Source organism: Actinoplanes sp. NPDC051537 (assembly GCF_055586105.1).
Genome location: NZ_JBVJIU010000004.1, coordinates 138,542 through 152,432 on the forward strand (window position 1 = coordinate 138,542; position 13,891 = coordinate 152,432).

General features: G+C 71.8%; 12 protein-coding genes. 7 read left to right on the forward strand and 5 right to left on the reverse strand.

All coding sequences use genetic code 11. The features are described 5' to 3' along the window. Nucleotides 1-60: 60 nt before the first annotated feature. A complete protein-coding gene (locus tag ACZ6TB_RS10345) occupies nucleotides 61-1,050 on the forward strand; it encodes a LacI family DNA-binding transcriptional regulator (protein WP_465552801.1) in 990 nt (329 codons plus the stop codon). Here ACZ6TB_RS10345 and ACZ6TB_RS10350 read toward each other — a convergent pair. Next, nucleotides 1,013-1,855 carry a LysR substrate-binding domain-containing protein gene (locus tag ACZ6TB_RS10350; protein WP_465552803.1) on the reverse strand — a complete coding sequence of 281 codons (843 nt, stop codon included), beginning with the start codon at nucleotides 1,853-1,855 and terminating at the stop codon, nucleotides 1,013-1,015. The two genes, ACZ6TB_RS10345 and ACZ6TB_RS10350, sit on opposite strands and share 38 nt — an antisense overlap. 98 nt (nucleotides 1,856-1,953) lie before the next feature. Here ACZ6TB_RS10350 and ACZ6TB_RS10355 point away from each other — a divergent pair, with 98 nt between their 5' ends. The 3 genes from ACZ6TB_RS10355 to ACZ6TB_RS10365 are packed head-to-tail and all read left to right on the forward strand — an operon-like array spanning nucleotide 1,954 to nucleotide 5,567. Next, on the forward strand, nucleotides 1,954-3,300 hold the full coding sequence (locus tag ACZ6TB_RS10355; RefSeq protein ID WP_465552805.1) for an NtaA/DmoA family FMN-dependent monooxygenase: 1,347 nt from the start codon (nucleotides 1,954-1,956) through the stop codon (nucleotides 3,298-3,300). Then, nucleotides 3,297-4,271, forward strand: a complete 975-nt coding sequence (locus ACZ6TB_RS10360; RefSeq protein ID WP_465552807.1) for an LLM class flavin-dependent oxidoreductase — start codon at nucleotides 3,297-3,299, stop codon at nucleotides 4,269-4,271. Before ACZ6TB_RS10355 ends, ACZ6TB_RS10360 begins: the two co-directional genes overlap by 4 nt. 42 nt (nucleotides 4,272-4,313) lie before the next feature. Next, nucleotides 4,314-5,567, forward strand: a complete 1,254-nt coding sequence (locus ACZ6TB_RS10365) for an MFS transporter (RefSeq protein ID WP_465552809.1) — start codon at nucleotides 4,314-4,316, stop codon at nucleotides 5,565-5,567. 164 nt (nucleotides 5,568-5,731) lie between these two features. On the opposite strand, the gene poxB is transcribed toward ACZ6TB_RS10365, so the two are convergent. From poxB to ACZ6TB_RS10385, 4 genes are all read right to left on the reverse strand, one after another. Further along, complete coding sequence (gene poxB, locus ACZ6TB_RS10370; protein ID WP_465552811.1) at nucleotides 5,732-7,492, reverse strand: ubiquinone-dependent pyruvate dehydrogenase; 1,761 nt, start codon at nucleotides 7,490-7,492, stop codon at nucleotides 5,732-5,734. Next, nucleotides 7,493-8,014: a hypothetical protein gene (locus ACZ6TB_RS10375; protein ID WP_465552813.1), complete on the reverse strand. Its 522-nt coding sequence runs from the start codon at nucleotides 8,012-8,014 to the stop codon at nucleotides 7,493-7,495. Next, nucleotides 8,011-9,261, reverse strand: coding sequence for an acetamidase/formamidase family protein (locus ACZ6TB_RS10380; protein ID WP_465552815.1), 1,251 nt, complete (start codon nucleotides 9,259-9,261; stop codon nucleotides 8,011-8,013). The genes ACZ6TB_RS10375 and ACZ6TB_RS10380 overlap by 4 nt, the downstream gene beginning before the upstream one ends. Before the next feature lie 97 nt (nucleotides 9,262-9,358). Then, the gene (locus ACZ6TB_RS10385) at nucleotides 9,359-10,645 is read right to left on the reverse strand and encodes an FAD-binding oxidoreductase (RefSeq protein ID WP_465552817.1); all 1,287 of its coding nucleotides are present in this window, start codon (nucleotides 10,643-10,645) and stop codon (nucleotides 9,359-9,361) included. A 352-nt stretch (nucleotides 10,646-10,997) separates the two neighbouring features. Here ACZ6TB_RS10385 and ACZ6TB_RS10390 point away from each other — a divergent pair, with 352 nt between their 5' ends. The 3 genes from ACZ6TB_RS10390 to ACZ6TB_RS10400 all read left to right on the forward strand — a co-directional run bounded on the left by ACZ6TB_RS10390 (nucleotide 10,998) and on the right by ACZ6TB_RS10400 (nucleotide 13,850). Beyond that, the gene (locus ACZ6TB_RS10390) at nucleotides 10,998-12,635 is read left to right on the forward strand and encodes a methyl-accepting chemotaxis protein (RefSeq protein ID WP_465552819.1); all 1,638 of its coding nucleotides are present in this window, start codon (nucleotides 10,998-11,000) and stop codon (nucleotides 12,633-12,635) included. Between the two features lie 391 nt (nucleotides 12,636-13,026). Beyond that, the gene (locus tag ACZ6TB_RS10395; protein ID WP_465552821.1) at nucleotides 13,027-13,353 is read left to right on the forward strand and encodes an ArsR/SmtB family transcription factor; all 327 of its coding nucleotides are present in this window, start codon (nucleotides 13,027-13,029) and stop codon (nucleotides 13,351-13,353) included. Next, complete coding sequence (locus tag ACZ6TB_RS10400; protein ID WP_465552823.1) at nucleotides 13,350-13,850, forward strand: SRPBCC family protein; 501 nt, start codon at nucleotides 13,350-13,352, stop codon at nucleotides 13,848-13,850. Before ACZ6TB_RS10395 ends, ACZ6TB_RS10400 begins: the two co-directional genes overlap by 4 nt. Nucleotides 13,851-13,891 lie beyond the last annotated feature (41 nt).

Sequence of the window (13,891 nt, forward strand, 5' to 3'; positions counted from 1 at the left end):
CCAGCATTTGCGATTAGGCTGTTTCCCGTGCAGGGGGATCGAAGGCCGACACTGTCCGATGTGGCCGCGCGGGCCGGCGTCTCGAAGTCGCTGGTGTCGCTGGTCATGCGCGACGAGCCGGGGGCGAGCCCGGAGACCCGCCGGCGGGTGCTCGACGCGGCCGCCGAGCTCGGCTATCACCCGGACAGCCGGGCGCGGCTGTTGCGCAGCGGGCGCAGTCGCCTGCTCGGGGTCGTCTTCGGCATCGAGCACGCGTTCCACGCCGACCTGGTGACCGACCTCTACACCGCGGCCCGCGAGACGGGATACGAGCTGGCCCTGAGCGCGGTCACCCCGCACCGGGGCGAGCCGGAGGCGATCACCGGCCTGCTGCAGGACCGCTGCGAGGCGCTGATCCTGCTCGGCCCCCAGTCACCGGCCGCGAGCCTGGCCCGCCTCGCCGAGCGCCTCCCGGTGATCGCCGTGGCCCGCGGCGTGCGCAGCCCGGCGGTCGACGTGGTCCGCAACGCCGACGCCGAGGGACTTCAGCAGGCGGTCGACCACCTGGTCGAGCTGGGCCACACCAGGATCGCCCACATCGACGGCGGCCGGGCGCCCGGAGCCGCCGACCGTCGCCGTGGTTACCGGGACGCCATGCGCCGGCACGGACTCGACCGAACCCAGGAAGTCACCGGCGGTCTGACCGAGGAGGAGGGCGCCGCAGCGGCGCGGAAGCTGCTCGACGACCCGCCGACGGCGGTCACCGTCTTCAACGATCGGTGTGCCACCGGTGTGCTCGACGTGTTTGCCCGCGAAGGGCGGGACGTGCCCCGCGACATCAGCGTGGTCGGCTACGACGACAGCCATCTGGCCCGGCTCGCGCATGTCAACCTGACCACCGTCGCCCAGGACACCGGAGCCATGAGCAGGTTGGCCGTCGCTCGGGCGATCGCCCGGGTGGAAGGCACCGACGTGGGACAGCGCGAGCAAGTGGTGGCGCCGCGCCTTGTGGTGCGGGGGACGACCGGGTCGGTCAGAGCAGGCCGAGCAAAGCCTCGGTCGCGCCGGTGACGACCGCTGCCGGCAGGCCGCGGCGGGGCTGCATCGACAAGCCCAGGGGCTGGGGGAGAGGCAGGTCGTCGCGGGCGATCAGGCCCGGTAGCGGCTGACCGAACGTCGCCATCAGGCCCACGCCCAAGCCGGCCCGGACCGCGGCCTCGACACCGGCCAGGTTGGCGGCCTCGCACCCGACCTCGGCCGGCAACCGGTGCTCGGCGAACGTGTCCATCGCCCGGCTGCGCAAGGCGCACGGCGCGTCGAACGCCACCAGCGGGATCGGCGCGCCGCCGGCCGGCAACACCCAGCCGGGGGCGGAGTACCAGGTCAGCGGCAACTCGCCGACCGCGCGGGCGGCCGGGTCGGCGGGCGGGCCGAGCAGCAGGGCCAGGTCGATGCGGCCCTCGGTCAGGCCGGACCGCAGCTGGGCGCCCCGGTCGATGCGGAACCGCAGCCGGTGCCGGGGAAACGTCGCCGCCATCGCCGCCGAGAGGCCGGGCAGGAGCTGGGCCGCGGCGTGCTCGGTCGAGCCGACCACCAGCGAGAGCGACGGCTCGACGTCGAACGCCTGCAACGTCTCGTCGTGGGCGGCGAGGATGCGGCGGGCCCGGGCCAGCAGCACCTCGCCGTCGGGGGTGAAGCGCGAACCCCGGCCGTCGCGTTCCACGAGCGCCCGGCCGAGCGTGGACTCCAGTCGCCGTACGTGCTGGGAAACCGCGCCCTGGGTGAGGTGCAGGGAGGTGGCCGCTCGCTGGAAGCCGCCGCAGTCCGCGACGGCGACGAAGCTGCGCAGCGGCGCGATGGCCAGAATCCGACTCATGCCTACCAGGTTACTAGGAATTAATGAGCCTGCGTAATGGCCTGTTATCACGATCTCTCGTTGGACATCGGCACCGGCCGCCGCCGAGACTCGTCACCATGGGCACCCGTAAGAACCTCATCCTCGGCGCCGTCCTGATGGGCGTCGGCGGGCCAGGTCAGCACCACACCTGGCTCGACCCCGAGATCCCCGGCGACGCGAGCGTGGACATCCGCTGGTACATCGCCCGGGCTCAGCAGGCCGAGGCCGCCAAGTTCGACCACGTCTTCATCGTCGACAGCCAGTTCATCACGCCGGACTCGCCGCACCACTACCTGAACCGGCTCGAGCCGCTGACGCTGCTGTCCGCGGTCGCCGTGCACACGACCGGCATCGGGCTCGTCGGCACGCTCACGACCTCGTACAACGACCCGTTCAACCTGGCCCGGCGGCTCGCCTCGCTGGACGTGATCAGCGGGGGACGGGCCGGATGGAACGTGGTCGCGACCGGCGACGGCGGGACGGCGGGGAACTACGGGCGCAAGGAGCACTACGACTACGCGGCCCGCTACGGACGGGCTCTCGAGTCGGTCCGGCTGGTTCAAGGACTGTGGGACTCGTACGAGGATGACGCCTTCCCCCGCGACAAGGAGCGCGGCGTCTTCTTCGACAAGACGAGACAGCACCCGCTCAACCACGCGGGCGTGCACTTCAACGTGGCCGGGCCGCTGAACATCCAGCGCTCGCCCCAGGGCCAGCCGGTGATCTTCCAGGCCGGCGACTCGGACGAGGGCCGTGACCTGGGCGCGGCCGTCGCCGACGCGATCTTCACGCACGCCGCCACCATCGAGCAGGGCAAGGCGTTCCGCGACGATCTGCGCGCCCGGGCCGCCGCGAAGGGCCGCGACCCGGAGAACGTGCTGATCGTGCCCGGCATCAGCCCGATCATCGCGGACACCGACGAGGAGGCCCGCGCGAAGGAGCGCGCCCTGGTCGGCGGCAAGTCCTTCGACCGGGCCCTCAAGGAACTGGGCCGCCCCTTCGGCTGGCACGACTTCACCCGGTACGACCTGGACGCGCCCTTCCCCGACCTGGGCGACGCCGGCGACCGCAGCTTCAAGACCCAGGCCGAGGGCATCAAGAAGCTGGCCCGGGACAAGGGCTACACGCTGCGGCAGGTCGTCCAGCACTCGATCGACGCGCAGCGCTCGGCCTTCGTCGGCTCGCCGGTGACCGTCGCGAACGCGATCCAGGAGTGGTTCGAGGCCGGCGCCTTCGACGGCATCAACCTCACCGTCACCGCGCCCAGCGAGTTCGCCCGGTTCACCGACCAGGTGCTGCCGATCCTGCGGGAGCGGGGAATCGCCCGGGGCGAGTACGAGTCGACGACGCTGCGCGGCAACCTCGGCCTGCCGATCCCGGAGAACGTGCACACCGCCGCCCGCCGCGGAGCGCTGGTGTCATGAGGCTCGGCTTTCTGACCCACGTGCAGGGCTCCGACGCGTACCGGAACGCCCAGGAATTGTTCGTCGTGGCCGACGAGCTCGGCTTCGACGTCGGCTGGGTCGCCCAGCACCACGCCCCGCTCCAGGGCGGTGGCCTCTCGTCGCCGTGGCCGTTCCTCGCCTACGCCGCCGCGCGCACCCGGCGGATCCGGCTCTCGACCGCGATCACGATCCTGCCGCTCGAGCACCCGATGCGGCTGGCCGAGGACGTCGCGGTGGTCGACACGCTCAGCGGCGGCCGGGTCGAGATCGGCGTCGGCAGCGGGTCCGGGCCGGAGGAGTACGCGGCGTTCGGCGTCGACGCCGGACGCAAGCGCGAGCTGACCACCGAGGGCCTCGGCGTGCTGCGGCGGGCGCTGGCCGGCGAGGAGGTCGGCGCGCCCGGCTTCACCATCCAGCCGCCGGTCGCCACCGACTTCACCGACCGCATCTGGCAGGGCGTCTTCAGCGCGCCGGGCGCCCGGTTCGCGGCCCAGGCGGGCGCGAACCTGCTGCTCAACCGGGCCACGTACGGCTACGACGAACCGACCGACGTGGTGCAGCGGGTCTGGGCCGACGAGTTCCTGGCCGCCTGGGACCGGCCGCACGCGCCCCGGATCGGGCTGTCCCGGTTCGTCTTCCCGGCCAAGGACAGGAAGACGGCGCTGGCCCAGATCGAGGACGGCCTCAACCACGCGACCGCCGGCTTCGTCGCCCGCGGCACGTTCCCGGCTGGGCTGAGCGTCGAGGACTACCTGTTCCGGTTCCACGCGTTCTACGGGCACCCCGACGAGATCGTCGAGCAGCTGCGGCGCGAGCGGGTGCTGCCGGTCGCGACCGACCTGATCACCCAGTTCAACCCCGGCGTCCCCGACTTCGACGCCGCGGTGAACGCCCTCGAGCTGATCGCCAAGGAGGTGGCCCCGGCGCTGGGCTGGAGCAGGGCAATCTAAAACGGGTCGCCGCCGGTAAACGCTGCAACGTACAGTCTCGCGGTGCAGAAGGTCGCCGAACGCGTGGTCCCCGCCCGGCTCGGCGGCCCGTTCCGCTGGCTTCTCTCCTCCTCGTGGATCACCAATCTCGGCGACGGCGTGGCGGCCGCGGCCGGACCCCTGCTGGTCGCGTCGCTCACCCGCGACGCCTTCCTGATCTCCCTGGCGGCGCTGCTCAGCTGGGCGCCACCACTTCTCTTCGGCCTGTACGCGGGGGTGCTGTCCGACCGCCACGACCGGCGCCGCATCGTGATCGTCGCCGACGGCAGCCGCACGATCGTGCTGACCGTGCTGGTGGTGACCCTGGCCACCGGTCACCTGACGGCGGCCGGCGCGCTGCTGGCGCTGGGCCTGCTCGCCACCGCCGAGGTGTTCGCCGACAACACGTCGGCGACGCTGACCCCGATGCTCGTCCCGCGCGACGACCTGGCCCTGGCCAATGCCCGTCTCCAGTTCGGCTTCCTCACGCTCAACCAGCTGGCCGGGCCGCCGATCGGGGCCGCGCTGTTCACCGCCGGGCGGGCCTGGCCGTTCGTCGCCCAGGCGGTGCTGGTCGCCGCCGGGGTGCTGCTCGTGGCGAAGGTGCGGCTCCCGGCCCGGTCACACGTGCCGCCCACGGCCGGGGCCTGGCGGGAGATCCGCGAGGGCTTTCTCTGGACCGTGCGGCATGCGGCCGTACGTACGCTCGCCTTGACGATCTTGATCTTCAATGTGACCTTCGGGGCCGCCTGGTCCGTGCTGGTGCTCTACGCCACCGAGCGCCTCGGCCTCGGCGCCATCGGCTTCGGCCTGATCACCACGGTCTCGGCGATCGGCGGCCTGCTCGGCACGGGCCTCTACGGCTGGATCACCGCCCGCGTCAGCCTCGGCAACGTGATGCGGATCGGCCTCATCATCGAGACGTTCACCCACCTCGCGCTGGCGCTGACGACCTCGCCGTTCGTCGCCCTCCCGATCTTCTTCGTCTTCGGCGCGCACGCGTTCATCTGGGGCACCACGTCGACCACCGTCCGCCAGCGGGCCGTGCCGCACCACTTGCAGGGCCGCGTGACCAGCGTCTACACCTTGAGCGTCTTCGGCGGCCTGGTCGTCGGCTCGGCCATCGGCGGCACCCTGGCCAGCCGGTACGGGGTGACGGCGCCGTTCTGGTTCGCTTTCGCCGGCTCGGCGGTGTTCCTGGTGCTGCTGTGGCCGCAACTGACCCGGATTGCCCACGGCGAGGAGCCCCACGAATCCGAGCCGGCGGGCGAGAGCTGACGCATGCTGGTCGGGCCGGCGGCACCCGGCTCGCGCAGCCGCCCGCCGGCACCGAGCAGTGCGCCGCGACGTCGTGATCGGCCGCGGCCGTGCGGCGTTCGGAAAGACGGCCGGGACACGCAGGTCAGGTCCGCCTCGGGACGCGGGCCCCGCCACCGCGCCTTCTACTCCAGGGACAGCTGGCGCAGGTTCGCGCCCGCCACCTCGATCAGATCGTCGCCCGCGCCGCTCAGGATGGAGCGGGTTGCCCACAGCGTGAAGCCCTTCGCCTGCTTCAAGGACACGCCCGGCGGGATGGCCAGCTCGTGCCGCACGGTGGCCACGTCGATCACGGCGGGGCCATCGTGGGCGAACGCCTCACGCAAGGCGTCGTCCAACTCCGAAGGGCGATTCACCCGTACGCCGAAAAGCCCCGCCGCCTTGGCCAGGTCGGCGAAGTTCGGGTTGTCGAGCTCGGTGCCGTAGTTGACGAAACCGTCGGCCTTCATCTCCAGCTCGACGAAGGACAGCGCGTTGTTGTTGAGCACCACCACCTTGACCGGCAGGCGCAGCTGGCGCAGCGTGAGCAGCTCGCCCATCAGCATCGCCAGGCCGCCGTCGCCGGAGAGGGCGACCACCTGGCGGCCGGGGTGCGCCGACTGCACGCCGATCGCCTGCGGCAGCGCGTTCGCCATCGTGCCGTGGTTGAACGAGCCGATCAGGCGGCGGCGGCCGTTCATCGTCAGGTAGCGGGCGGCCCACAGCGTGGGGGTGCCGACGTCGGGCAGGAAGACCGTGTCGTCGGCGGCGATCCGGTCGACCGCGGCGACCACCGACTGCGGGTGCAGCGGGCCGCCGCGCTTGCCGGCCTTGGCCAGCGAGTCGAAGCGAGCCCGGGTACGGCGGTAGTGGCCGGTCATCCGCTGCAGGTGCTCGCCGCCGTGGCCGGTCAGCTGCGGCAGCAGCGCCGTGATCGTCTCCCGCACGCCGCCGACCAGCGGAACGTCGATCGGCACCCGGCGGCCGATGTTCTCGCCACGGATGTCGACCTGCACGATCTTGGCCTGCTCGGGATAGAACGGCCGGTACGGGAAGTCGGTGCCGAGCATCAGCAGGGCGTCGCAGTGCTCCATCGCCCGGTAGCCGGACGGGAAGCCGAGCAGGCCGGTCATCCCGACGTCGTACGGGTTGTCGTGCTCGACGAACTCCTTGCCCCGCAACGCGTGCACGACCGGCGCCTGGAGCCGCTCGGCGATCTCCAGCAACTCGGCGTGCGCCCCCTCGCACCCGGCGCCGGCCAGGATCGTCACCCGCTCGGCCCGGTTGAGCACGTCGGCGGCCGCGGCCAGGTCGTCGTCGCCGGGGATGACCCGCTTGGTGGCGGCCCGGATCGGGGTGACCCGCACCGGCTCCTCGGGCTTGGCCCGGAACACCTCGCCCGGGATCACGACCACGGCCACGCCGCGCTTCTCGATCGCCGCCCGCATCGCGATGTGCAGCACCCGCGGCAGCTGCTCGCCGTCGCTGACCAGCTCCGAGTAGACGCTGCACTCGCGGAACAGCTCCTGCGGGTGGGTCTCCTGGAAGTAGGTCGAGCCGATCTCGGCGCGCGGGATGTGCGCCGCGATCGCGAGCACCGGCACATTGCTGCGCTGGGCGTCGAACAGGCCGTTGATCAGGTGCAGGTTGCCCGGCCCGCAACTGGCCGCGCACACCGCGAGCTCGCCGGTGGTCGCCGCCTCGCCGGCCGCCGCGAACGCCGCCGCCTCCTCGTGCCGCACGTGCTGCCAGGCGATGCCGCCGTCGCGCCGGAGCGCGTCGGTGAGGCCGTTGAGCGAGTCGCCGGGCAGGCCGTAGACGCGGCGCACGCCGGACGCCCTCAACGTGGCCACCATGACGTCGGCGACCGTGCGCAGGCCGGTCCGCCGCTCGTTGGTGAGGGTCATTTATTCCGCCTCCCGGGGAACAAGAAGAGCGAACGCGGCCGCGGTCGTGGTGCCGTAGAGCAGGTGTGCCGACAGATCTTTGGCCAGCGTCACCCGGTCGTACTGGTAAATCGGTTGGTAGAGGCCCGCGGCCGGCAGCACGGCGTAACCGGTGCCCCAGACGCCCGCGCCGAACGGCAGGCCGTAGCCGACGCGCGGCTTGCGCGCCGACCCGGCCACCAGGCCATAGGCGGCGCCATTCACTATCCCGTACGCCCAATGGGTGATGTTGTTGATCAGGCGAGCCTGGGAGTCGGGCAGCTCGCGCTGGAACACGCCCTCGACGACCCGGCGGCCGACCTGGGCGGGAGCGGGGGCGTCCGCCCACGTCCGCACGCCCGCCGAGAACTCCCAGTCGAGGAACCGGTCCTTGCCGCCGCCGCGCCGGTAACGCCAGTAGAGAAGCGAGTCCATCGCGATCGTGCCGACCGTGCCGGCGATCAGCCCGCGCACGACGGCGCCCAGCGGTGATGTCCGGCTCATTGCGGGGTCCTCTCGAAGATGCCGCGCGGGAAGGTCATCGAGACCAGCCAGTTCGGAATGTCGACGGTCTCACTGATCTTGAGATCACCCACGACACTGCAGAGCGCGTACGCCTCATGCAGGCTCACCCCCTCATCGGTGACCAGCCAGTCGATCATGTCGCGGATCGCCGTCTTGGCGTTCTCCATCAGATCCGGCCCGGCGCCGGTGGTGATGTAGTAGCCCTGGCGGCGCATCTGCTCGTCCATCGCGACCTGCGTCGGGTCGGCCGCCGGGACGATCGCCCGCGGGCCCGCGATCACCCGGTTCTTGATCACGTTGAAGCGCAGCGTGCAGGACATCAGCGTCTCGATCGCGGTCCCGGTGATCTCGCCGTCGCCCTGGGCCATGTGCCCGTCGCCGGCCGAGAACTTGGCGCCCTCGGCGTAGACCGGCAGCAGCAGCCGGGTGCCGGTGATCAGCTGCCGCACGTCGGTGTTGCCGCCGTTGCCGCCGCTGACGTTGGGCGGGAACGTGCGGTACATGCCCTTGCGCATCGGGGCGTTGCCGAGAATCCCCATGAACGGCGCGATCGGGATGCGGGCCCGGGTGCCGGTGTCGACGCCGGTGAAGCCGGCGTAGCCGCTGTTCTGGCCGCGCTCGAAGGTGAACAGCTGCACGTAGGGCGCGCCCAGGTTGTACGGCTGGTCCTCCGGAATCGCCCCCGTCACCCGGCCCGGGGCGGGGTCGCTCAGCTGGGACGCCTCGGTGTACGGCGCGAACCCGGCGAGGGCGTCCGGCCGCAGCGTGCCGAAGATGCCGAGGGCCGGGCTGATCGTGACGTAGCCGAAGTCGACCAGCGGACTGACGTCGAGGATCTCCACCTCGAGCAGGTCGCCCGGCTCGGCCCCCTCCACGTGCACCGGGCCGGTCAGCGGATGGATGTGCCCCAGGTCGATGGTCATCGTGCCGTCCGGGGTCATCGTGCGGGCCTGGTCGCCGATGTCCAGGGCGTCCCGGCAGAGCAACTGGATCTCCTCGCCCGGGCGCACGCTGACCGCCGCCGGCAGGTCGCGGTTCCAGCGGTTGTGGCTGACGCGGGAGTAGCCGTCCAGCGCCACCCGCTCCGGAACTCCGCCGGGGATCTCCACCGGCCGCATGCCGCCGCCGTCGGCGGTCAGGCCGGTGAACGCGAGCGCGGCCTCCGGGCCGATCTGGGCCTGGACGTGCAGGGCATCGCTAGCGGTGCCCGAATGAGCGAAACACATGCTGGCTCCTCACTGGGGTGTGCCGTCCTGTGTTCCACCCTCGCCCGCGGGCCAGGTGGATCGCGCCCGGGATAACCACGGGCGCGCCACCTGGGACTCACGGGCGAACGTTGTGATTGCCCGCGAGGATGTTGCCCGGGTCGTACCGGTGTTTCACCGTCGCGAGCCGCTGCCGGGTCGCTTCCGGGTAGATCGCGGCGACGTCGTCGTCGGTGGCCGTGGACAGGAAGTTCGCGTACCGGCCGATGGTGTGCGGGGCGAGCCGGTCCCAGAACGCCGCCCGGGCCGGGGCGGTCGCCTCGATGACCGGCCCGGGGCCGATGGCGGTGCCGACCACCATCAGCTCGGCGTCGCGGTGCGCGTACGCGGTGGCGCCGGCCGGCACCCGGGCGACCGCGCCGCCGAGGCTGCGGATGGACAGGAACGGGGACTGGCCGCTCGCCGCCGACTCGGCCAGGATCCGCAGCACCTCGGGCGCGCTTTCCGGGCCCACGAAGGCGTTGCGGGTGACCAGCCGGATGCCGGGCGGCGGCGTCCCGCCCGGCTCGAGCGTGGCCGCGTAGGGCTTGGCGGCGACGTCGTCGGCGATGACGGCGCCGAGCCGGCGGATCGGCTCGAGGACGGCGTCGTCGGTGCCGTCCACGACCACGTGGACCTCGACGGGCGCCTTCGGCCCGCCGGCGAACGGATTGGCGAGCGCGACGATCGAGGTCAGCTCCTCCGGGGCCGCGCGCAGGTAGGCGGCCCAGCCTTGCAGCACGTGGCCTGACTCCTCGGCCGCGAACACGATCTTGCCGTGCAGCACCTCGGTCGTGGGGTGCGCGACGAACTCGAACGCGGTGACGATCCCGAAGTTGCCGCCGCCGCCGCGCAGCGCCCAGAACAGCTCCGGGTTCTCGTCGGCGTCGGCCCGCACGATCTCGCCGCCGGCCGTGACGACCTCGGCGCCGACCAGGTTGTCCAGGGCCAGGCCGTACTTGCGCACCTTCCACCCGATGCCGCCGGACAACGTCAACCCCCCGACGCCGACGCTCGCCGTGTCACCCGAGGAGATCCCGAGCTCGTACGGGGTGAGCGCCGCGGCCACCTTGCCCCAGGTGGCGCCGCCGCCGACCCGTACCAGATGAAGGTCCTTGTCGATGATCTCCACGTCGCCGAGGTTCTGCAGGTCGATGACGACGCCGCCGTCGTTGGTGCCGAAGCCGGGAAACGCGTGGCCGCCGCCGCGCACCGCCAGCGGCCGCCCGCGCGCCTCCCTTACCGCTTGTTGCACGTCGCCGGCGGTCTCGGGGCGGACGACGTAGGCCGGGGTGCCGGTCGCGAGCAGTGTGTTGCGGGCGGTCTCGTACTCCGCCGCGCCGGGTTCGATGAGGTGATTGGTCATGTCCCCCCGACGTGCCCGCCACCCTCCATGTGACCAAATGTGACGGGCGCCACTAACGCCCGCGTGCTCCGGATGTTTGCGCGTGACAGTTGCGCGAGCCGGGTGCCGCCGACCTCGGGACAGCGTGCGTCAGCCGTGGCCCATCGGGGCGCGAGCCCGAGCATCCACATCGGACGGAGTGAGGTGGGTGGGGCTGCTGGGGCGCGGGGGCGGACGGGCAGGGCGTCATCCGACTTTTGGGCGATGAGCGATGGATCCGTCGAAATAGCGACACCGTGCGGCACCACTCTCGCATAGTGGGGTGACGCCGTCGTTTGCCGAATAAATCTGACTTTCCGGAAAAGGGGCGGTTATGGCCGTGATCACCGTACCGGCCGCAACGGAGGCCGGGTCCGGGGCTCGGCGGCCGTCGTTCGCCGATCTCAGCGTCAGCGTGAAGGTGCTCGCGGCGGTGGGGACCGCGGCCCTCGTCGCGCTGATCGTCGGGATTCTCGGGCTGCTTTCGTTGAAGGAGGCCAGCAACTCGGCTCAGCTGATCTACAGCAGCAACGTCAGCAGCATCAAGGCGGTGAGCCAGGTGAAGGCCGTCGTGCTGCAGGCTCGGGTGGACACCGCCAACCAGGCACTGTCCGTCGACGCGGCCTCGACCAAGAAGTTCGCTGATGCGTTCACGGCCGACCTGGAATCGTTCAAAGCGGCGATGGCCGCTTACCGCGCCAGTAAGCCGGCGGCGGACGGCGCGGTGATCGACGAGTTGCAGACCGAGTGGAACGCCTACGCCGACATCGCCACGAATCAACTGATCCCCGCCGGAAACCGCAATGCGCTGGCCGAGTGGGCCTCGATCCGCGACCACTCGTCGCTTCCGGTGCTTACGAAGATCTTCGCGACGCTCACGACCGTCGACGGCATGGAGACCGCCGACGCGGCTAAGAACGCGGCCGCGGCGAAGTCCGGCTACGAGTCCAGCCGGACCACCGCGATCATCACGCTGACCGTCGGCCTGGTCCTCGCCCTGCTGGTCGGCTTCGTCGTCGCCCGCAAGATCGTGGGGTCGCTGACGAAGGTCACGTACGTGTGCGACGGGCTCGCCGACGGCGACCTGACCCGCAGCACCGGCCTCGCCACCCGCGACGAGCCCGGCCGGATGGCCCAGTCGCTGGACACCGCCCTGACCCGGCTGCGGCGGACGATCATGACGATCGAGGGGTCCGCGACGTCGCTGGCCGGCGCCTCCGAGCAGATGAGCGGCACCGCCGCCAGCATCGCCGCGTCGGCGGAGGAGACCTCGAGCCAGGCGCTGGCCGTGTCGGCCGCCGCCGAGCAGGTCTCCCGCAGCGTCGAGACGGTGTCCTCGGGCAGCGAGCAGATGGGCGCCTCGATCCGGGAGATCTCGCAGAACGCCGCCGAGGCCGCCCGGGTCGCGTCCGAGGCGGTCACCCTCACCGCCGGCACCTCGGCGACCATGAACAAGCTCGGCGACTCCTCGGCCGAGATCGGCAACGTGATCAAGACGATCACCGCGATCGCCGAGCAGACCAACCTGCTCGCCCTCAACGCCACCATCGAGGCCGCCCGCGCCGGCGAGCTGGGCAAGGGTTTCGCCGTGGTCGCCTCCGAGGTCAAGGACCTCGCCCAGGAGACCGCCCGGGCCACCGAGGACATCTCCCGGCGGGTGCAGGCGATCCAGGCCGACACCAGCGGCGCGGTCGCCGCCATCGAGGAGATCTCGATCGTCATCGAGCGGATCAGCGAGTTCCAGACCACGATCGCCTCGGCGGTGGAGGAGCAGACCGCCACCACCGCCGAGATGAACCGCAGCGTCGCCGAGGCGGCCGGGGGCACCGGCGAGATCGCCCAGAACATCACCGGCGTGGCCGAGGCGGCCCGGATGACCAGCCAGGGCGTGACCGAGACCCAGCAGGCCACCTCCGAGCTCGCCCGCATGTCCACCGAGCTGAGCGGCCTGGTCGCCACGTTCCGCATCTGACCGCCGAGGACCGCCCGTCGATAGGGTGGGCGTCGTGGAACAGCCCGACGTCGATGCGTGGGACGCGTGGCCGGCCGCGCACTTCGCGCTGCTGCCGCCGCGGTTTCCCGAGCTCGACTTCTGGGTGCCGGCGGGCGAGGGCGTCCTGGTGCCGATGACGGCCGCGGCGCTGGCCGGCGAGTCGCACCAGACCTGGGCCTGGGATCCGGCACGCGCGGGACAAGGACGAGGCCGACTTCGCCGGGGCGTTGCCGTTGATGTCCCGGGCCGAACGCGGGTGGCTGGACGCGACGCTCGGGCTGGTCCATCCGGATCATCCGTGGCGGGCCCGGCTCCGGCGTCTTTCAAATGTACCTTGATGGGTACGTAACTGATCGGGTACATTCGAGCCGTGGATGCGGTATTGCATGCGATCGCGGATCCCCATCGGCGGACCGTTCTGGATGCTCTGGTGGATCGGCCGGCGACGGTGAACGAGCTGGCCGAGCTGCTGCCGATCGCCCGGCCCGGGGTGTCGCGGCACCTGCGGGTGCTGCGCGAGGCGGGCCTCGTCGGCGTGCGGCAGGACGCGCAGCGGCGGGTCTACTCGCTGCGGCCGGAGGCGCTCGCCGATCTCGACGCCTGGCTCGGGCGCTACCGCGACCTGTGGCAGCACCGGCTCACCGCCCTCCACGCCGAAGTCGCCCGGGTGCGACCCGATCAGGAAGGTCAGTCATGACTATCGAAGGAACCCGCGTGCTGGGCAGCCTGCGCCACATGCCCGATGGGCGGGGTGCGGTCCGGGTCGAGGACCTCTACGACACCGGCATCGACAATCTCTGGTCGGCGATCACCGACCCCGCGCGGCTGCGGAACTGGATCGGCGAGTTCTCCGGCGACCTCGCCCTCGGTGGAACGTTCCATGCGACGTTCACCAGCAGCTGGGACGGGCCGGGCCGGGTCGACGTGTGCGAGCGGCCGTACCGGCTGCTGCTCACGATGGAGCCGGGCACGCCGGACGAGACGGTCATCGAGGCGATGCTCACGGCCGAGGGCGACAAGACCCGGCTGGTCGTCGAGGAGCGTGGCCTCCCCGCCGGCCATGCCCACTTCCACGGCGCCGGATGGCAGGCCCACATCGAGGACCTCGCGGCCTATCTCGCCGGGCAGACGCCCGCGCCGTGGAAGGAGCGGTGGACCGAGCTGACCCCCGCCTATCCGGCGCTGACTGACTGAACCCTGGCTCGGTGCGCTGCCGGCGACCGCCCGACCGAACC